Annotated in this window: 22 protein-coding genes; 21 read left to right on the forward strand and 1 reads right to left on the reverse strand. The window is 71.0% G+C overall.

The genetic code is table 11. The annotated features are described in order from the left end of the window. Positions 1 to 142 precede the first annotated feature (142 nt). The 16 genes from rpsP to ACFWBY_RS14135 all read left to right on the forward strand — a co-directional run bounded on the left by rpsP (position 143) and on the right by ACFWBY_RS14135 (position 12358). Positions 143 to 586, forward strand: coding sequence for a 30S ribosomal protein S16 (gene rpsP, locus ACFWBY_RS14060; RefSeq protein ID WP_214947863.1), 444 nt, complete (start codon positions 143 to 145; stop codon positions 584 to 586). Between the two features lie 2 nt (positions 587 to 588). Continuing rightward, positions 589 to 828 (forward strand): RNA-binding protein, encoded by a 240-nt coding sequence (locus tag ACFWBY_RS14065; protein WP_385329352.1) that lies wholly within the window; start codon positions 589 to 591, stop codon positions 826 to 828. Positions 829 to 917: 89 nt separating this feature from the next. Then, positions 918 to 1487 (forward strand): ribosome maturation factor RimM, encoded by a 570-nt coding sequence (gene rimM, locus ACFWBY_RS14070; protein ID WP_385329350.1) that lies wholly within the window; start codon positions 918 to 920, stop codon positions 1485 to 1487. Beyond that, positions 1487 to 2308 carry a tRNA (guanosine(37)-N1)-methyltransferase TrmD gene (gene trmD, locus ACFWBY_RS14075; protein WP_385329347.1) on the forward strand — a complete coding sequence of 274 codons (822 nt, stop codon included), beginning with the start codon at positions 1487 to 1489 and terminating at the stop codon, positions 2306 to 2308. The genes rimM and trmD overlap by 1 nt, the downstream gene beginning before the upstream one ends. 134 nt (positions 2309 to 2442) lie before the next feature. Then, positions 2443 to 2793, forward strand: a complete 351-nt coding sequence (rplS, locus tag ACFWBY_RS14080; protein WP_214947866.1) for a 50S ribosomal protein L19 — start codon at positions 2443 to 2445, stop codon at positions 2791 to 2793. A gap of 44 nt (positions 2794 to 2837) precedes the next feature. After that, the gene (gene lepB / locus ACFWBY_RS14085) at positions 2838 to 3623 is read left to right on the forward strand and encodes a signal peptidase I (protein ID WP_385329344.1); all 786 of its coding nucleotides are present in this window, start codon (positions 2838 to 2840) and stop codon (positions 3621 to 3623) included. After that, the gene (lepB, locus tag ACFWBY_RS14090) at positions 3616 to 4485 is read left to right on the forward strand and encodes a signal peptidase I (protein WP_385329342.1); all 870 of its coding nucleotides are present in this window, start codon (positions 3616 to 3618) and stop codon (positions 4483 to 4485) included. Before lepB (ACFWBY_RS14085) ends, lepB (ACFWBY_RS14090) begins: the two co-directional genes overlap by 8 nt. A gap of 117 nt (positions 4486 to 4602) precedes the next feature. Then, positions 4603 to 5529 carry a signal peptidase I gene (gene lepB / locus ACFWBY_RS14095; RefSeq protein WP_385329339.1) on the forward strand — a complete coding sequence of 309 codons (927 nt, stop codon included), beginning with the start codon at positions 4603 to 4605 and terminating at the stop codon, positions 5527 to 5529. Positions 5530 to 5632: 103 nt separating this feature from the next. Further along, on the forward strand, positions 5633 to 6349 hold the full coding sequence (gene lepB / locus ACFWBY_RS14100; RefSeq protein ID WP_385329337.1) for a signal peptidase I: 717 nt from the start codon (positions 5633 to 5635) through the stop codon (positions 6347 to 6349). Next, entirely contained in the window at positions 6339 to 6851 is a 513-nt protein-coding gene (locus ACFWBY_RS14105; protein WP_385329334.1) for an NUDIX hydrolase, read from the forward strand. Before lepB (ACFWBY_RS14100) ends, ACFWBY_RS14105 begins: the two co-directional genes overlap by 11 nt. Positions 6852 to 6906: 55 nt before the next feature. Continuing rightward, on the forward strand, positions 6907 to 7215 hold the full coding sequence (locus tag ACFWBY_RS14110) for a DUF2469 domain-containing protein (RefSeq protein ID WP_214947872.1): 309 nt from the start codon (positions 6907 to 6909) through the stop codon (positions 7213 to 7215). Between the two features lie 203 nt (positions 7216 to 7418). After that, complete coding sequence (locus tag ACFWBY_RS14115) at positions 7419 to 7790, forward strand: YraN family protein (RefSeq protein ID WP_385329331.1); 372 nt, start codon at positions 7419 to 7421, stop codon at positions 7788 to 7790. Then, a complete protein-coding gene (locus ACFWBY_RS14120; RefSeq protein WP_385329329.1) occupies positions 7790 to 9412 on the forward strand; it encodes a YifB family Mg chelatase-like AAA ATPase in 1623 nt (540 codons plus the stop codon). The genes ACFWBY_RS14115 and ACFWBY_RS14120 overlap by 1 nt, the downstream gene beginning before the upstream one ends. Next, entirely contained in the window at positions 9409 to 10629 is a 1221-nt protein-coding gene (dprA, locus tag ACFWBY_RS14125) for a DNA-processing protein DprA (RefSeq protein WP_385329327.1), read from the forward strand. Before ACFWBY_RS14120 ends, dprA begins: the two co-directional genes overlap by 4 nt. 209 nt (positions 10630 to 10838) lie before the next feature. Then, the gene (gene whiG, locus ACFWBY_RS14130; RefSeq protein ID WP_385329324.1) at positions 10839 to 11675 is read left to right on the forward strand and encodes an RNA polymerase sigma factor WhiG; all 837 of its coding nucleotides are present in this window, start codon (positions 10839 to 10841) and stop codon (positions 11673 to 11675) included. Positions 11676 to 11800: 125 nt separating this feature from the next. Then, a complete protein-coding gene (locus tag ACFWBY_RS14135; protein ID WP_385329707.1) occupies positions 11801 to 12358 on the forward strand; it encodes a TetR/AcrR family transcriptional regulator in 558 nt (185 codons plus the stop codon). Positions 12359 to 12418: 60 nt separating this feature from the next. On the opposite strand, the gene ACFWBY_RS14140 is transcribed toward ACFWBY_RS14135, so the two are convergent. Beyond that, positions 12419 to 12940, reverse strand: a complete 522-nt coding sequence (locus ACFWBY_RS14140; protein ID WP_385329321.1) for a M23 family metallopeptidase — start codon at positions 12938 to 12940, stop codon at positions 12419 to 12421. A 253-nt stretch (positions 12941 to 13193) separates the two neighbouring features. On the opposite strand from ACFWBY_RS14140, the gene rpsB reads away from it, so the two are divergent. The 5 genes from rpsB (at position 13194) to ACFWBY_RS14165 (ending at position 17763) form a co-directional block, all read left to right on the forward strand. Continuing rightward, positions 13194 to 14117 carry a 30S ribosomal protein S2 gene (rpsB, locus tag ACFWBY_RS14145; RefSeq protein WP_385329318.1) on the forward strand — a complete coding sequence of 308 codons (924 nt, stop codon included), beginning with the start codon at positions 13194 to 13196 and terminating at the stop codon, positions 14115 to 14117. A gap of 135 nt (positions 14118 to 14252) precedes the next feature. Further along, entirely contained in the window at positions 14253 to 15089 is an 837-nt protein-coding gene (gene tsf, locus ACFWBY_RS14150) for a translation elongation factor Ts (protein ID WP_385329315.1), read from the forward strand. Between the two features lie 162 nt (positions 15090 to 15251). Then, positions 15252 to 16031 (forward strand): UMP kinase, encoded by a 780-nt coding sequence (gene pyrH, locus ACFWBY_RS14155; protein WP_385329312.1) that lies wholly within the window; start codon positions 15252 to 15254, stop codon positions 16029 to 16031. Between the two features lie 98 nt (positions 16032 to 16129). After that, entirely contained in the window at positions 16130 to 16687 is a 558-nt protein-coding gene (gene frr / locus ACFWBY_RS14160) for a ribosome recycling factor (RefSeq protein ID WP_385329309.1), read from the forward strand. Beyond that, positions 16687 to 17763: a phosphatidate cytidylyltransferase gene (locus tag ACFWBY_RS14165; protein ID WP_385329306.1), complete on the forward strand. Its 1077-nt coding sequence runs from the start codon at positions 16687 to 16689 to the stop codon at positions 17761 to 17763. The genes frr and ACFWBY_RS14165 overlap by 1 nt, the downstream gene beginning before the upstream one ends. Positions 17764 to 17766: the final 3 nt, after the last annotated feature.

Below are 17766 nucleotides of genomic sequence, written 5' to 3' on the forward strand. Positions count from 1 at the left end.
TGGCACAATGGCTAGCTGTACTCGACAGTCGCATAGGACCCCTCTCTCCTCCGGCTGACGCGTCCATCGGGCACCCGAGTACCGCAACCCCACGTGGCATCTCATGTGCCCAACCACGTCAAGTTCAGGAGACACCACTCCAGTGGCAGTCAAGATCAAGCTCAAGCGCCTCGGCAAGATTCGCCAGCCGCACTACCGCATCGTCGTCGCCGACTCGCGCACCCGCCGCGATGGTCGCGCGATCGAAGAGATCGGTCTGTACCACCCGACCTACAACCCGTCGCGCATCGAGGTCAACGCCGAGCGTGCGCAGTACTGGCTGTCGGTCGGCGCCCAGCCCACCGAGGCTGTGCTCGCCATCCTGAAGCTCACCGGTGACTGGCAGGCGCACAAGGGCCTCCCGGCCCCCGCGCCGCTGCTCCAGCCGGAGACGAAGGAAAGCAAGCGTCGCACCTTCGACGAGTTCGCCAAGGCCCTCGAGGGCATCGGCGAGGGCAAGGGCGAAGCCATCACCCAGAAGGCGAAGAAGGCCGACAAGAAGGCGGACGAGGCTGAGGCCGAGACCGCCGAGTCGACCGAGGCCTGAGCATGCTCGAGGAGGCTCTTGAGCACCTCGTGAAGGGCATCGTGGACAACCCCGAGGACGTTCAGGTCGCCTCGCGCGACCTGCGTCGCGGGCAGGTGCTCGAGGTTCGGGTCCACCCCGACGACCTCGGCAAGGTGATCGGCCGCAACGGCCGCACCGCACGTGCTCTGCGTACCGTCGTGGGCGCCATCGGCGGCCGGGGGATCCGCGTCGACCTCGTCGACGTGGACCAGGTTCGCTGAGTCCATTGCAGGATTGAATGACCGGCACGGGCCGGGGAGGGCATTGAGCCCGCCCCGGCCCGTCGTCGTCTGAACAGGAGAGACACACAGTGCAGCTGGTAGTCGCGCGGGTCGGCCGCGCCCACGGGATCAAGGGTGAGGTCACCGTCGAGGTGCGGACCGACGAGCCCGAGCTGCGGCTCGGGCCCGGTGCCGTGCTGCAGACCGAGCCGGCGTCGGCGGGTCCGCTGACCATCGAGACGGGCCGGGTACACAGCGGGCGGCTGCTCCTGCGTTTCGAGGGCGTCAAGGACCGCACCGGCGCCGAGGCGCTGCGCAACACCCTGCTGATCGCGGACGTGGACCCGGCGGAGCTGCCGGAGGAGCCCGACGAGTACTACGACCACCAGCTGATGGACCTCGACGTCGTCCTCGCCGACGGCACCGAGATCGGCCGGATCACCGAGATCTCGCACCTGCCCTCGCAGGACCTCTTCATCGTCGAGCGGCCGGACGGCTCCGAGGTGATGATCCCCTTCGTCGAGGAGATCGTCGCCGAGATCGACCTGGAGGAGCAGCGCTGCGTCATCACGCCGCCGCCCGGGCTGATCGACGAGCGCGAAGCGATCATCGACTCCAGCCGCGACGAGGACTCCGAGGGCTCCGGGGAAGAAGCCTGATGCGTCTCGACGTCGTCACGATCTTCCCGGAGTACCTGGAGCCGCTCAACGTCTCCCTGGTCGGCAAGGCGCGGGCGCGCGGGCAGCTCGACGTACACGTCCACGACCTGCGGGACTGGACGTACGACCGGCACAACACCGTGGACGACACCCCGTACGGCGGCGGCCCCGGCATGGTCATGAAGACCGAGCCGTGGGGCGAGGCCCTGGACTCCGCGATGGCCGACGGCTACGAGGCGGGCGCGCACGGGCCCGTCCTGGTCGTTCCCACGCCCAGCGGCCGACCGTTCACCCAGGAACTGGCGGTCGAACTCTCCGAACGTCCGTGGCTGATCTTCACCCCCGCCCGGTACGAGGGCATCGACCGCCGGGTCATGGACGAGTACGCCACCCGGATCCCGGTCTACGAGGTCTCCATCGGCGACTACGTCCTGGCCGGCGGCGAGGCGGCCGTCCTGGTCGTCACCGAGGCCGTGGCCCGGCTGTTGCCCGGGGTGCTCGGAAACGCCGAATCGCACCGCGACGACTCCTTCGCGCCCGGCGACATGGCCAACCTGCTGGAAGGGCCCGTCTACACCAAGCCGCCCCAATGGCGCGGCCACGGCATCCCGGACGTGCTGGTCAGCGGACACCACGGCAAGATCGCCCGGTGGCGCCGGGACGAGGCCTTCCGCCGCACCGCGAGCAACCGCCCGGATCTGATCGAGCGCTGCGAGGCCTCCGCCTTCGACAAGAAGGACCGTGAACTGCTCAGCATCCTCGGCTGGAAGCCGTCGGCCGACGGCCGGTTTTGGCGTAGGCCGCAGACCGTGGAAGAATAGGCGGCTGCTGTGTGCTCGCGTGCGCCCCTGCCACAGGGGGACAGTCGTCCGCCGAGTCCCGCAGCTCCCGAATTCTCTACGGAAACCCCGCACCGGCGGCCTGTGGCGCCGTGCGAAGAAAGCAGACGAATCACATGTCTCACCTGCTCGATGGCGTCAACGCCGCCACGCTGCGCTCGGACGTTCCGGCCTTCCGCCCGGGTGACACGGTCAACGTGCACGTCCGCGTGATCGAGGGCAACCGCTCCCGTATCCAGCAGTTCAAGGGTGTCGTCATCCGCCGCCAGGGCGCCGGCGTCTCCGAGACCTTCACGGTCCGCAAGGTCTCCTTCAGCGTCGGCGTGGAGCGTACCTTCCCGGTCCACTCCCCGATCTTCGAGAAGATCGAGCTCGTCACCCGCGGTGACGTGCGTCGCGCCAAGCTGTACTTCCTCCGTGAGCTCCGCGGCAAGGCCGCGAAGATCAAGGAGAAGCGCGACCGCTGATCTGCTCTCGGGGTTCCGGGGCAAGCCCGATAGGCTCGCCCCCGATGGACACCGAAGCAGCTCACACGCAGCGCGGCCACTCTTCCCCCGGCGAGGGGGAGGGGCGGTCGCGCTTCGCGTTTTCCGACGGCGGTTCCACGGGCTCCGATGACGCGGCGGGCCGGGGCGACGAGGCCGCCGCCCAAGCGGCGGGGTGGCTGACCTGGCGCCGGGCCGGGCTGCTGGGCGTAGCCTGCACCCTCTTCCTCCTGCTGCTCAGCAACTTCGTCCTCCAGCCCTTCCTGATCCCGAGCCGCTCGATGGAGCCGACGCTCGAGGTCGGCGACCGGGTCCTGGTCAACAAGCTGGCGTACCGGTTCGGCGACCGGCCCCGGCGCGGGGACGTCGTGGTCTTCGACGGCACCGGATCCTTCGTGCCGCAGGGACCCGACGGCAATCCGGTCGGCGACGCCCTGCACGGCGCGGCCTCGGCGCTCGGGCTCGCCGATCCCTCGGACACCGACTTCGTGAAGCGGGTCGTGGGCGTCGGCGGAGACGACGTCGTCTGCGACGAGAACGGCCGGATCAAGGTCAACGGGGTCCCGTTGGAGGAGCCGTACCTGTTCCCCGGAGACTCGGGGTCGAGAGTGCCCTTCCGGATCGTCGTACCCCTTGGGACCCTGTGGGTCATGGGTGATCATCGTTCCCAGTCCCGGGACTCCCGGGACCACCTGGGCGAACCGGGCGGGGGGATGGTGCCGGTGGAGAAGGTGATCGGGCGGGCCGACTGGATCGGCTGGCCCGTCTCGCGCTGGGGCGCCGTGGACTCCGCGGACGGCCGACGTGGGTAGCAGGGGGCGTCCGAGAGGCGCCCGGGACGAGGACGCGGGCGCCGAACCGGAGCCCGGGGACGCGGCCGGTGGCGGCCCGGCGGAGGCCGGCGGCCGCGCCGACCGGCGTCGGCTGGCCCGCCGGGTCCGGCGCAAGCGGCGTACCCGCCGGGTGGGGGAGCTGCCCCTGCTGGTGGTCGTCGCGCTGTGCATCGCGCTGGTCCTCAAGACCTTCCTCGTGCAGGCCTTCTTCATCCCGTCGGGCTCCATGGAGCAGACGATCCGGATCGGCGACCGGGTCCTGGTGGACAAGCTGACCCCCTGGTTCGGCTCCGAGGTCGAGCGCGGCGAGGTCGTCGTGTTCAAGGACCCCGGGGACTGGCTCGGTGGCGAGGCCGCCCGTCCGGCACCGGATCCGGTGGGGGTCAAGCAGATCAAGCAGACGCTCACCTTCATCGGCCTGCTGCCCTCCGCCGACGAACAGGACCTGATCAAGCGGGTCATCGGAGTCGGCGGGGACACCGTGAAGTGCTGCGACGCCCGGGGCCGGGTCAGCGTCAACGGATCACCGCTGGACGAGCCGTACCTGAACCCGGGGAACGTGCCGTCGGAAATCCGCTTCGAGGTGCACGTGCCCGACGGACGGCTCTTCGTCATGGGCGACCACCGGGCGAACTCCGCCGATTCCCGCTACCACCTCGACGAGGCCTTCCAGGGCACGATCGACGAGAACGACGTGGTCGGCCAAGCCGTGGTGATCGCATGGCCCTTCGGGCACTGGCACCGGCTGGAACAGCCCGCCACCTTCCGCATGGTGCCCGACCAGGCGCGCGCCGGACGCCGCGCGCCCCGTCGGCGCCGCCCGGGTGCGTCGTTCGCATAGTGTGTCCTCGGTCTCCCGCGCCTTTGGGAACTCCCGCTCGTTAGGGGAGGGGAGGGCCCGCGCCCGATCAGGCGCGGGCGGATTTCCGATTCCGACTGAGGAGTGGATGTGGGGGATGTGGCGGTAGGCGCACGGTCCGGACGCGATGAAGGTGATGAGCGGCCGGACGACGCCGTCGAGCGCGATGCCGTCGAGCGCGATGCGAAGGACGGCGACGCGCACGACGACGGCGTGGTCACGCGCCCGCACCGCTCGTTCTGGAAGGAGCTGCCGCTCCTGGTCGGTATCGCCCTGCTGCTCGCTCTGCTGATCAAGACCTTCCTGGTGCAGGCGTTCTCGATCCCCTCCGACTCGATGCAGAACACCCTGCAGCGCGGTGACCGGGTGCTCGTGGACAAGCTGACGCCATGGTTCGGTTCCGAGCCCGAGCGCGGAGAGGTCGTCGTCTTCCACGACCCCGCGAACTGGCTGAGCGGCGAGGCCAGCCCGGAGCCCAACATCGCGCAGAAGGTCCTCAGCTGGATCGGCCTGATGCCGTCCGCCGAGGAGAAGGACCTGATCAAGCGGACGATCGCGATCGGCGGTGACACGGTCGAATGCAAGAAGGGCGGACCGGTCGTCGTCAACGGCAAGGAGCTCGACGAGCCGTACATCTTCCCCGGCAACACCCCCTGCGACGACTTCCCCTTCGGCCCGCTCAAGGTGCCCGAGGGCAAGATCTGGGTGATGGGCGACCACCGGCAGAACTCCCAGGACTCCCGCTGGCACCAGCAGGACCCGACCCATGGCTTCGTGCCCGTCGACGACGTCGTCGGCCGGGCCGTGGTCGTCGCGTGGCCGATCACCCGCTGGTCCACGCTGCCGATCCCGGAGACCTTCGACCAGCCGGGCATCGGCAACCAGGCCGCGGCCACCGCGCTCGGTCTCGGGGCGTCCGGACTGGCGCCGGTCGGGCTCGGCCCGGCCGCTCTCGGCTTCGCCGGAGCGGTGCCGGTCGTGCTGTGGCGCAGGCGGAGGCTGACTGGCGGGCGTACCGGCAGGTAGGGTGCCGCCCAGGTCGACGATCTCCGAGGGTGGGGGCGCTGCAATGGGCGGAACACGAGCAATACGAGCAGGTGACGGCGGTGGCCGCGGCAGTCTCGGCAGCATGCTGTCGGGAATCGCCGTGGCCATCGGCTTTGTGCTCTTCCTGGGCGGGTTCGTGTGGGGAGCCGTCGTGTACCAGCCGTACACGGTGCCGACCGACTCGATGGTGCCGACGGTCAAGCCCGGGGACCGGGTGCTGGCCCAGCGCATCGACGGCGGCGACGTGCGCCGCGGGGACGTGGTCGTCTTCAAGGACGACCTGTGGAGCGATTCGCCGATGGTCAAGCGGGTCGTGGGCATCGGCGGGGACACCGTCAAGTGCTGCGGGGACGGCGGCCGGCTCACCGTGAACGGCAAGGAGCTGGACGAGCCGTACATCGAGGAGGAGACGCTCGACGTGCCGGACGCGCCGGGCGGCTCCGCCTCGCGGACGCCGTTCGAGGTGACGGTCCCCGAGGGCAACCTCTTCCTGCTGGGTGACCGCCGCGGCGCCTCGCTGGACTCCCGGGCGCACCTGCAGGAGGCCGGGCAGGGGACGGTGGCGCGGTCGGCGGTGAAGGGCCGGGTCGACGCCCTCGCGTGGCCCTCCATGTCGATGCTGGAACGGCCGGGGACCTACGCCTCCCTGCCCGGCGGGATCTCCGGTGCCGGGCCGCTGCGCCTCCAGGTGGCGGCGGTGGCGGCCGGTGCGGCCCTGGTGCTGCTCGGAGCCGCGTACGGTCCGGTCGCACGGGTTCTCGGGCGCGGGCGCAGGAGGGACCGGGCCGGTGTCCGCTGACACGGCGGGCGGAGCCGGCGGCGGCCCGCGCAAGGTGTCGCGCGTCATCCTGCTGGACCCCGAGGACCGGATCCTGCTGCTGCACGGCTTCGAGCCGGGAGACGCGGCGGACGACTGGTGGTTCACGCCCGGCGGAGGCCTGGAGGGCTCCGAGACCCGGGAGCAGGCCGCGCTGCGCGAACTCGCCGAGGAGACCGGGATCACCGAGGTGGAGCTCGGGCCGGTGCTGTGGCACCGCTACTGCTCGTTCCCCTTCGACGGGCGCCGCTGGGAACAGGACGAGTGGTACTTCCTGGCCCGGACCACCCAGACGGTGACCGGGATGGGCGGGCTCACCGAACTGGAGCGGCGCAGTGTCTCCGGAGCCAGGTGGTGGACCTCCGAGGAACTTCTCGCGGCCCATGAGACGGTGTACCCGACCAGACTCGCGGAGCTGCTCCGTACGCTGCTCGACGACGGTCCTCCGGGTGCGCCCGTGAACCTGGCCCCGGAAATCGTTTAGGGGCGCACGGGCCTGGCGCACAATAGGGGGACGCACGGCTGAAGGGGAACATGCCATGAGTGCCGAGGACCTCGAGAAGTACGAGACCGAGATGGAGCTGAAGCTCTATCGCGAGTACCGCGACGTCGTCGGGCTGTTCAAGTACGTGATCGAGACCGAACGCCGTTTCTACCTCACCAACGACTACGAGATGCAGGTGCACTCGGTCCAGGGGGAGGTCTTCTTCGAAGTCTCGATGGCCGACGCGTGGGTCTGGGACATGTACAGGCCGGCCCGCTTCGTCAAGCAGGTGCGCGTGCTGACCTTCAAGGACGTGAACATCGAGGAGCTCAACAAGAGCGATCTCGAGCTTCCGGGCGCCTGAGGCGTTCTGAGGCGTTCTGAGGCGGCGCCTGAGGCGCCGCCTTCTCTAGGGCGCTGCTGATGCGCTGAGCTGTGCAAAGGCCTCCTTCCGAGCCGACGGTTCACCCCCAGGGGTGAGCGGGTTATCCACAACGCCTTGGTTGTCCACCAAGATCCACAAGGTGGGCGGGGCTGCGGGACCGTCGGCGGTGGAGGTGGTGCCGGATGAACGCGAAGGGCGTGGCACAGCAGGCATTGGGGCGGTACGGCGAAGATCTCGCGACGCGGCGGCTCACCGAGGCCGGGATGACCGTGATCGCGAGGAACTGGCGGTGCCGCGGCGGGGAGATCGACATCGTCGCCCGGGACGGGGACGCCCTGGTCGTGTGCGAGGTCAAGACCCGGCGGGTCGGGGAGTTCGAACACCCCATGGCCGCCCTGCGGCCGGTCAAGGCCGACCGATTGCGCCGGCTCGCCGGGCGCTGGCTCGCCGACCACGGCGGGCCGCCCCCGGGCGGGGTGCGCATCGACCTCGTCGGAGTCCTCCTGCCGCGGCGCGGTGCGCCCGTGGTGGAGCACGTCAGGGGGGCGGCCTGATGGGCTTCGCGCGTGCCTGCTCGGTCGCCCTCGTCGGCGTCGACGGAGTGGTGGTGGAGGTCCAGGCCGACCTCGAACCGGGCATCGCGGCCTTCGCCCTGGTGGGGCTGCCCGACAAGACCCTGATCGAGAGCCGGGACCGGGTCCGGGCGGCCGTGGTGAACTCCGGCGCCACCTGGCCGCAGAAGAAGCTCACCGTGGGCCTCAGCCCGGCCTCGGTACCGAAGTCCGGCGCCGGCTTCGACTTGGCCGTGGCCGCCGCGGTCCTGGGCGCGGCGGAGGTGATCGACCCCGCCGTGATCGCCGATCTCGTCCTCATCGGGGAGCTGGGGCTCGACGGCAGGGTGCGCCCCGTCCGGGGAATACTGCCCGCCGTCCTCGCCGCCGCGGAGGCCGGGTACCGGCAGGTCGTGGTCCCGCAGCAGTGCGCGGCCGAGGCCATGCTCGTCCCCGACGTCTCGGTGCTCGGCGTACGCAGCCTGCGGCAGCTGATCGCGGTGCTGACCGGCGGGGAGGTCCCCGAGGAGGACCCTCCGGACCCGCCGGGGAGGCCCGACCCGATACTGGCCGGGCTGGTGGTCCCCGGCGCCGGACTCGGTACGGGGGTCGCCCGGGACGGGGACGGGCGGGACTTCCCCGACCTGGCCGACGTCGCGGGACAGCACGCCGCTCGCCGGGCGCTGGAAGTGGCCGCCGCCGGTGGCCACCACCTCTTCCTGAGCGGACCGCCGGGGGCGGGCAAGACGATGCTCGCCGAGCGGATCCCGTGGATCCTGCCCCCGCTCACCCGACAGGACTCCCTGGAGGTCACGGCCGTCCACTCGGTCGCGGGAATCCTGCCGCCGGGCGAGCCGCTCGTCGCCCGGCCGCCGTACTGCGCCCCGCACCATTCGGCGACCATGCAGTCCCTCGTGGGGGGCGGGGCCGGTGTGCCCAGACCAGGAGCGGTGTCCCTGGCACACAGAGGGGTGCTCTTCCTCGACGAAGCCGCGGAGTTCGGCACCAAGGCCCTGGACGCCCTGAGGCAGCCCCTCGAAGCCGGGCACGTGGTCATCGCACGGGCCGCCGGCGTGGTACGCCTGCCGGCGAGGTTCCTGATGGTGCTCGCCGCCAACCCCTGCCCGTGCGGGCGGCACACCCTGCACGGGACGGGGTGCGAATGCCCGGCCTCGGTGATCCGGCGCTACCAGGCCCGGCTCTCGGGGCCCCTGCTCGACCGGGTCGACCTGCGGGTTCAGGTCGAGCCGGTCACCCGCTCCGATCTGCTGGGGCGCGGGGGCCGCGGCGAAGCCACGGCGGTGGTCGCCGACCGGGTGCGCGGAGCCCGGGACCGGGCGGTGGCCCGGCTGGCCGGCACCCCTTGGCGGACCAACGCCGAGGTGCCCGGGCACGAACTGCGGACCCGCTGGCCGGCCGGCCCCGGGGCGCTGGCCCTGGCCGAGCGGGACCTGGAGCGCGGGCTGCTCACCGCCCGGGGGCTGGACCGGGTGCTCCGGGTCGCCTGGACGGTGGCGGACCTGCGGGGCCGCGAGCGGCCCGACGCGCTGGACGTGGCCGTCGCCCTGGAGCTGCGCACCGGTATCGCCCGCGGCACGGCGGCGGCCATGGGGTCCGCATCGTGACCGGGCCCGGGCCCGGGCGGCCGGACGGGCGGCCGCCCGCCGAGGAGACGGATCCGCGGGACGATCTACTCGCCAGGGCCGCGCTGACCCGGGTGCTGGAGCCGGGGGACGCGCACGGCGGGCGCTGGCTGCGCGAGCACGGGGCCGTCGGGTTGATGCGGCTGCTCACCGCATCCGACGCGGCGCCGGGGATACCGGCCGGGGTCGGCGCCGAGAGACTGGACGGATACCGCAGGCGGGCCGCGCTGGCCGACCCCCGGCGGGATCTGGCGGTCGCCGCCGAGACGGGCGGCCGGTTCGTCTGTCCCGGGTCGCCGGAGTGGCCGACCCAGCTGGACGGGCTCGGCGACGCCCGGCCCCTCGGACTGTGGGTGCGGGGCCGGCCGGGTCTGCGGACCTGGGCGCTGCGCTCGGTCGCGATGGTCGGGGCCCGCGCCTGCACCCCGTACGGGGCGCACATGGCGCAGTCCCTCGCCGCCGGACTCGCCGAGCGCGGCTGGGTGGTCGTCTCCGGAGGTGCCTACGGGATCGACGGCGCGGCCCACCGCGGGGCCCTCGGCGCCGGCGGCGCCACGGCCGCCGTGCTGGCCTGCGGGGTGGACGTCCCGTACCCCCGCGGGCACGCCGGACTGTTCGGCCGGATCGCCACCCAAGGGCTGCTGCTCGGGGAGCTGCCACCCGGCAGCCACCCCACGCCGAGCCGGTTCGTCCTGCGCAACCGCGTCATCGCGGCCCTGACCCGGGGCACGGTCGTCGTGGAGGCCGCCCACCGCAGCGGATCCCTCGTCACCGCCCGGCGGGCCCAGCAGCTCGGCAGGTGCACCATGGGCGTTCCCGGCCCGGCCACGAGCGGGCTCTCGGCCGGAGTGCACGAGCTGCTGCGCGGGGAGGCCGCGCTGGTCACGGACGCGGCGGAGGTCATCGAGCTCGTCGGTGCCATCGGCGAACTGGCCCCCGAGCGGCGCGGCCCGGTGATCGCCCGGGACCTGCTGGACCCCGCCACCGTCCGCGTACTCGAAGCGCTCCCGGCAGGGCGGCTCGCCGATCTGGGGGAGGTCGCCCTCGCGGCGGGCGCCGACACCGATGAAGTCATCGGCAGACTGTACGAACTTCACTCTCTGGGGTTCGTCGAACGGCAGGGCGACGGCTGGCAATTGATCCTGCGAGGGCCGATAGGAGGCATGCAAACCGAAGGCACCCGGCGAGGCGGTCGTTGACCTGGGGAGTTCCGGTGAAAGAGTGAAGCCGATGAGAGACGCGGTCTTCCCGGTGGCAGTCGCCGGGACCGTGCGCCAGGCGCCGGTCCCGGGTCGCCCGCGCGAGTCGGGGCGCCTTTGGCTGCCCGCGCGATCCCGTACTCTTCGCGCACCGCGACACTTCCGTCACGCTACGCTCCCAAGGAATCCGGCTCCGGCAAAGGCGAAGCATGCCCCAGCACACCTCAGGGTCCGACCGCGCTGCGGTGCCCCCCGCTGCGCGCAGCAGCGAGCGGTCGACCGCGCCCTCGTCCCTGGAGGTGCTCTGGCGCTCGTACAAGGACTCGGGTGACGAGCGGCTGCGGGAGCAGCTGATCCTGCACTACTCGCCCCTCGTCAAGTACGTGGCCGGACGGGTCAGCGTCGGCCTGCCGCCCAACGTGGAGCAGGCCGACTTCGTCTCCTCCGGAGTCTTCGGACTCATCGACGCCATCGAGAAGTTCGACATCGAGCGGTCCATCAAGTTCGAGACGTACGCGATCACCCGGATCCGGGGCGCGATGATCGACGAGCTGCGGGCGCTGGACTGGATCCCCCGCTCGGTGCGCCAGAAGGCGCGGGCCGTGGAGCGGGCCTACGCCACGCTGGAGGCCCAGCTGCGGCGCACCCCGACCGAAGGAGAGGTCGCCGGTGAGATGGGCATCGGAGTCGAGGAACTCCACGCGGTGTTCAGCCAGTTGTCGCTGGCCAACGTGGTCGCTCTGGAAGAGCTCCTGCACGTCGGCGGGGAGGGCGGCGACCGCCTCTCGCTGATGGACACACTGGAGGACACCGCCGCCGACAACCCGGTGGAGGTCGCGGAGGACCGCGAGCTGCGGCGGCTGTTGGCACGGGCCATCAACACGCTGCCCGAGCGGGAGAAGACGGTGGTGACCCTCTACTACTACGAGGGCCTCACGCTCGCCGAGATCGGCAACGTGCTCGGTGTGACCGAGAGCCGCGTCAGCCAGATCCACACCAAGTCGGTGCTGCAGCTGCGGGCGAAGCTGGCGGACGTCGGGCGCTGAGCGGCGCCTTCGGGTCGGTGGGGCGTCGTGGGTGGCTCGAAGGCGGCTCGAGGGTTCGTCCGGCGAGCCCCGGCCTTGCGGTACCTCCGTAGAGTGGACGCGTGCCCAGGATTCGAGCGGCCTCCGTGGCCGAGCACCGGTCGATGCAGCGCGGCGCCCTGTTGGACGCCGCGCGTTCCCTGCTGTCAGAAGGGGGGACGGAAGCGCTGACCTTCCCCGCCCTCGCCGAGCGGACGGGCCTCGCCCGTTCCTCCGTGTACGAGTACTTCCGCTCCCGCGCAGCAGTCGTCGAGGAGCTCTGCGCGGTGGACTTCCCCGTGTGGGCAGCCGAGATCGAGGCGGCGATGTCCGAGGCGCAGACGCCGGAGGCGAAGATCGAGGCGTACGTCCGCAGCCAGCTCGGGCTGGTGGGGGACCGCCGGCACCGGGCCGTGGTGGCGATCTCGGCGAGTGAGCTGGACGCCGGCGCGCGGGAGAAGATCCGTGCCGCGCACGGGGGGCTCGTCGCGATGATCGTGGAGGCGTTGGCCGCGCTGGGGCAGGTGGAGCCGCGGCTCGCGGCGATGCTGCTCCAGGGTGTCGTGGACGCGGCCGTGCGGCGGATCGAGGCGGCCTCGGGGGAGGAGCCGGCCGTCGTCACGGACGCGGCTGTGGCGATGGCTTTGCGGGGCGTCGGGGGTTAGGCCGTCTCTTCCGGATCTTGCCGGGCCCGCGGGCCGGCCCCTTTGCCGTGCGCTTCGGCCTCAGGTCGGCGGGTCCGGGTGGGCGGTGTTCAGGGGGAGGAGCCGGGGGGTCGGGCGGGGGAGGAGGGCGAGGGGGTTGAGGTAGGTGTCGGCCTTCAGGAGCCCCCAGTGGAGGCAGGGGCGGAGGCAGTGGGTGCCGTCCGTGAGGAGGGCCACCACCTGGCCCGTCGTGACCTCGGCGCCCTCCGCGACCAGGGGGCGGACGGGTTCGTAGGTCGTGCGCAGGCCGTTCGGAAGGGTCAGGGAGAGCACTCCGCGCCCCGCGACCAGGCCGGCGTAGTGGACCCGGCCCGGGCCGACCGCGCGCAGCTCCGCGCCCACCGCCGCCGCCAGGTCCACGCCGCGGTGACCGGCCGCGTACTTGGTGGGGGGCGGGTCCCACCACCGGAGCACGGTCAGGGGGGCCGGCAGGGGGCGCGCCCCCGGTGGTACCGCAGCACCCGGTCGTCCCGCAGCATCCGGCGGCGCCGGCGCGGCGGTGAGGGACAAGGTCAGCAGCAGGGCGAACAGGAATGCCGTCATGGCCGTCAGGATCCCGCCCGCGGGCGCCCCCCGCTCGGCCTGTGGACGAGCGGCCCGGCTGTGGAAAACCTCGTCATCCGGCATACCGCCGGGTCCCGTACACTTCTTGTGGCGATCCGGGTCACCGGGTCGACTTCGCACGCCCCAGCACACCGGCCGCTCAGGCCGGGTGACAGCGTCTCTCGGTCCCCTCTTCGGGGGCAGGGCGCGACAGGGGCGTCAGGAACCAAACCGAGAAAACAAGGAGATGGCCATGGCCGTCGTAACGATGCGGGAGCTGCTGGAAAGCGGCGTCCACTTCGGTCACCAGACCCGCCGCTGGAACCCGAAGATGAAGCGCTTCATCTTCACGGAGCGCAACGGCATCTACATCATCGACCTGCTCCAGTCGCTGTCGTACATCGACCGCGCCTACGAGTTCGTGAAGGAGACCGTCGCCCACGGCGGTTCCATCATGTTCGTCGGTACCAAGAAGCAGGCCCAGGAGGCCATCGCCGAGCAGGCGACGCGCGTTGGTATGCCGTACGTCAACCAGCGCTGGCTGGGTGGCATGCTCACCAACTTCTCCACCGTCTACAAGCGCCTCCAGCGTCTGAAGGAGCTTGAGGCGATCGACTTCGACGACGTCGCCGCGTCGGGTCTCACCAAGAAGGAGCTCCTGGTCCTCTCTCGCGAGAAGATCAAGCTGGAGAAGACCCTCGGTGGTATCCGCGAGATGTCGAAGGTCCCCAGCGCCGTCTGGATCGTCGACACCAAGAAGGAGCACATCGCCGTCGGTGAGGCGCGCAAGCTCCACATCCCGGTCGTCGCGATCCTCGACACCAACTGCGACCCCGACGAGGTCGACTACAAGATCCCGGGCAACGACGACGCGATCCGCTCCGTCACCCTGCTCACCCGCGTGATCGCCGACGCCGTCGCCGAGGGCCTCATCGCCCGTTCCGGTGCCGCCACTGGCGACTCGAAGCCGGGCGAGAAGGCCGCCGCCGAGCCGCTCGCCGAGTGGGAGCGCGACCTCCTCGAGGGCGAGAAGAAGGCCGACGACGCTGAGGCCGCTCCGGCCGAGGCCGCTGTCGAGGCCCCCGCCGCCCCGGCCGAGGCCGCTCCGGCCGCCGAGGCCGAGGTTGTCGCCGAGGCCGTCGTCGAGGCTCCGGCCGCCGACGCCGAGCAGGCCTGACCCACTGAGAGCGCCCGGCGTTCACACGCCGGGCACTCACAGCACGGACGATGACGGCGGGGGAGCCGCGCCCGAGGCGCGACTCCTCCGCCGTTCACCCGTAGATCTACGACTTCGAGAGAGAATCACAGACTCATGGCGAACTACACCGCCGCTGACGTCAAGAAGCTCCGCGAGCTCACCGGCGCCGGCATGCTGGACTGCAAGAACGCGCTGGTCGACTCCGACGGCGACGTCGACAAGGCCGTCGAGGCGCTCCGTATCAAGGGTCAGAAGGGCGTCGCCAAGCGCGAAGGCCGTTCTGCCGAGAACGGTGCCGTCGTCTCCCAGATCGCCGACGACAACACCTCCGGTGTCATCGTCGAGCTGAAGTGCGAGACGGACTTCGTCGCCAAGGGCGACAAGTTCCTGGCTGTCGCCAACCAGCTCGCCGCGCACGTCGCCGCGACCTCCCCGGCCGACCTCGAGGCGCTCCTCGCGTCCGAGATCGAGCCCGGCAAGACCGTCACCGCTTTCGTCGACGAGGCCAACGCCAACCTCGGCGAGAAGATCGTCCTGGACCGCTTCGCGCAGTTCACCGGCGGTTACGTGTCGGCGTACATGCACCGCACGATGCCCGACCTGCCGTTCCAGATCGGCGTCCTGGTCGAGCTCGACAAGCCCAACGCCGAGGTCGCCCGCGGCATCGCGCAGCACATCGCCGCGTTCGCGCCGAAGTGGCTCTCCAAGGAGGACGTGCCGGCCGACGTCGTCGAGTCCGAGCGCCGCGTCGCCGAAGAGGTCACCCGCGCGGAGGGCAAGCCCGAGGCCGCCCTGCCGAAGATCGTCGAGGGTCGTGTCAACGGCTTCTTCCGCGACAACACGCTGCTCGGCCAGGCTTACGCCCTGGACGCCAAGAAGTCCGTCCAGAAGGTTCTGGACGAGGCTGGTGTCACCCTGGTGCGCTTCTCGCGCATCAAGGTCGGCATCTGAGTCCGTCCGTACGCGACGGACACCGGACCCCGGTAGGGTCTGAAGCAGTCGTCCGCGTCCGCGCAGGACGACCGCAGATCTGACGAGGAGGCCATTGCCGCAGAGGGAACCGCGAGGACCCACCGGCAATGGCCTTCTTCGTATGTGCACGAGGAGATCTCCATGAATCAGGGCGTGGACACCCACACCGCTTCCGACGACAAGAGCGACCAGGACAAGAAGGGCCGCCGCTTCATGCTGAAGCTGTCGGGCGAGGCCTTCTCCGGTGGCGGAGGACTTGGCGTCGACCCCGACGTCGTCCACGCCATCGCGCGCGAGATCGCCGCGGTGGTCCGCGACGGCGCGGAGATCGCCATCGTGATCGGCGGCGGCAACTTCTTCCGCGGCGCCGAACTCCAGCAGCGCGGCATGGACCGGGCCCGGTCCGACTACATGGGCATGCTCGGCACGGTCATGAACTGCCTCGCCCTCCAGGACTTCCTGGAGAAGGAGGGCATCGACTCCCGCGTCCAGACCGCCATCACCATGGGCCAGGTCGCCGAGCCGTACATCCCGCTGCGCGCCGTGCGCCACCTCGAGAAGGGCCGCGTCGTCATCTTCGGCGCCGGCATGGGCATGCCCTACTTCTCCACCGACACCACGGCCGCCCAGCGCGCCCTGGAGATCGACGCGGAAGCCCTGCTCATGGGCAAGAACGGCGTCGACGGGGTCTACGACTCGGACCCCAAGAAGAACCCGGACGCCGTGAAGTTCGACGCGCTGGAGTACAGCGAGGTGCTCTCCCGCGACCTCAAGGTCGCCGACGCAACCGCCATCACGCTGTGCCGCGACAACAAGCTGCCGATCCTGGTCTTCGAGCTGCTGGCCGAGGGCAACATCGCCCGCGCCGTCAAGGGTGAGAAGATCGGCACGCTCGTGAGCGACCAGAGCACCCGGGCCTGAGCGCTCGGGCCCGAGCACACCGCTGCCGGTTCGAACCCGCCGGGCCGAACCGGCTCCGCCCGCCTGAACCATCCATTTCTGACATGCAGGAGCACGTGGTGACCGAAGAGATCCTCCTCGAGGCCGAGGAGAAGATGGAAAAGGCCGTCGTCGTCGCCAAGGAAGACTTCGCCGCGATTCGCACCGGTCGTGCGCACCCGGCGATGTTCAACAAGATCGTGGCGGAGTACTACGGCGCCATCACGCCCATCAACCAGCTCGCCTCGTTCTCGGTTCCCGAGCCGCGCATGGCCATCGTGACCCCGTTCGACAAGAGCGCCCTGCGCAACATCGAGCAGGCCATCCGCGACTCCGACCTGGGCGTCAACCCCAGCAACGACGGCAGCATCATCCGGGTGACCTTCCCCGAGCTGACGCAGGACCGCCGCAAGGAGTACATCAAGGTCGCGCGCACCAAGGCCGAGGACTCCAAGGTCTCGATCCGCGCCATCCGCCGCAAGGCGAAGGACGCCCTCGACAAGCTCGTCAAGGACAAGGATGCCGGCGAGGACGAGGTGCGCCGCGCCGAGAAGGAGCTCGACGACACCACCGCGAAGTACGTCGCGCAGGTGGACGAGCTCCTCAAGCACAAGGAAGCCGAGCTCCTCGAAGTCTGATGAACGACACTTCCTGGCAGCCGGAGCCGGTTCCGGCGGGTCCCGCATACGATGCGCAGGCGGGCCCGCACACTCGGCCCATGCCCATCGTGCCCGATGCCGCCGGCCGTGACTTCGACGACCGGGAAGCACGCGATCGGGGGGCCGCCGTCGACGGCGGCTCCCTCTTCCGCGCCGAGACGCCGCCGCAGGAGCCCATGCCCAGCCCCCCGCCCCCGCCTCCGTCGGCACCGCAGGACCCCCCGCCCCCGCCGCAGAAGAAGCGTGCGGGGCGGGATCTGCGTGCCGCCATAGGGGTCGGCGTCGGCCTCGGCGCGGTGATCTTCGCTTCGCTGTTCATCGTCAAGGCGGTCTTCCTCGGCGTGGTCGTCGTAGCGGTCGTCGTGGGCCTGTGGGAGCTCACCTCCCGGCTCCAGGAGCAGAAGGGCATCAAGGCCCCGCTGGTCCCGCTCGCGATCGGCGGCGCGGCGATGGTCATCGCCGGCTACGTCCGCGGGGCCGAGGGCGCCTGGGTGGCGATGGCACTGACGGCCCTCGCGGTCCTGGTCTGGCGGATGACCGAACCGCCCGAGGACTACCTCAAGGACGTCACAGCCGGGGTCTTCGCGGCGTTCTACGTGCCCTTCCTGGCCACCTTCGTCGCGATGCTGCTCACCGCCGACGACGGGCCGCAGCGCGTGGTCACCTTCCTGGTCCTGACGGTCGTCAGCGATACGGGGGCCTACGCGGTGGGCTGGCGCTTCGGCAAGACCAAGCTCGCCCCGCGCATCAGCCCCGGGAAGACCCGCGAGGGGCTCCTGGGGGCGGTGGCCTTCGCCATGGCGGCCGGGGCGCTCTGCATGGAGTTCCTGGTCGACGGGGGCGTCTGGTGGCAGGGCCTACTGCTGGGCCTGGCCGTCGCGGTCAGCGCCACGCTGGGCGACCTCGGCGAATCCATGATCAAGAGGGATCTCGGGATCAAGGACATGGGCACGCTGCTGCCCGGTCACGGCGGCATCATGGACCGGCTGGACTCGCTGCTGCCCACCGCCCCGGTGGTGTGGCTGCTGCTGGCGGCTTTCGTGGGTACGGGCTGATCC

Origin of the sequence: Streptomyces sp. NPDC060049 (genome assembly GCF_042736715.1) — a bacterium.
In the GTDB taxonomy this organism is placed as follows: Bacteria; Actinomycetota; Actinomycetes; order Streptomycetales; family Streptomycetaceae; genus Streptomyces.

What these genes read in the sequence shown, in the direction of transcription:
- ACFWBY_RS14065 (WP_385329352.1), top strand. Translation starts at nt 589, where the DNA reads ATGCTCGAGGAGGCTCTTGAGCACCTCGTGAAGGGCATCGTGGACAAC.
- trmD (WP_385329347.1), top strand. Translation starts at nt 1,487, where the DNA reads ATGCGTCTCGACGTCGTCACGATCTTCCCGGAGTACCTGGAGCCGCTC.
- rplS (WP_214947866.1), top strand. Translation starts at nt 2,443, where the DNA reads ATGTCTCACCTGCTCGATGGCGTCAACGCCGCCACGCTGCGCTCGGAC.
- lepB (WP_385329344.1), top strand. Translation starts at nt 2,838, where the DNA reads ATGGACACCGAAGCAGCTCACACGCAGCGCGGCCACTCTTCCCCCGGC.
- lepB (WP_385329337.1), top strand. Translation starts at nt 5,633, where the DNA reads ATGCTGTCGGGAATCGCCGTGGCCATCGGCTTTGTGCTCTTCCTGGGC.
- ACFWBY_RS14110 (WP_214947872.1), top strand. Translation starts at nt 6,907, where the DNA reads ATGAGTGCCGAGGACCTCGAGAAGTACGAGACCGAGATGGAGCTGAAG.
- ACFWBY_RS14115 (WP_385329331.1), top strand. Translation starts at nt 7,419, where the DNA reads ATGAACGCGAAGGGCGTGGCACAGCAGGCATTGGGGCGGTACGGCGAA.
- ACFWBY_RS14120 (WP_385329329.1), top strand. Translation starts at nt 7,790, where the DNA reads ATGGGCTTCGCGCGTGCCTGCTCGGTCGCCCTCGTCGGCGTCGACGGA.
- whiG (WP_385329324.1), top strand. Translation starts at nt 10,839, where the DNA reads ATGCCCCAGCACACCTCAGGGTCCGACCGCGCTGCGGTGCCCCCCGCT.
- ACFWBY_RS14140 (WP_385329321.1), bottom strand. Translation starts at nt 12,940, where the DNA reads ATGACGGCATTCCTGTTCGCCCTGCTGCTGACCTTGTCCCTCACCGCC.
- rpsB (WP_385329318.1), top strand. Translation starts at nt 13,194, where the DNA reads ATGGCCGTCGTAACGATGCGGGAGCTGCTGGAAAGCGGCGTCCACTTC.
- tsf (WP_385329315.1), top strand. Translation starts at nt 14,253, where the DNA reads ATGGCGAACTACACCGCCGCTGACGTCAAGAAGCTCCGCGAGCTCACC.
- pyrH (WP_385329312.1), top strand. Translation starts at nt 15,252, where the DNA reads ATGAATCAGGGCGTGGACACCCACACCGCTTCCGACGACAAGAGCGAC.
- ACFWBY_RS14165 (WP_385329306.1), top strand. Translation starts at nt 16,687, where the DNA reads ATGAACGACACTTCCTGGCAGCCGGAGCCGGTTCCGGCGGGTCCCGCA.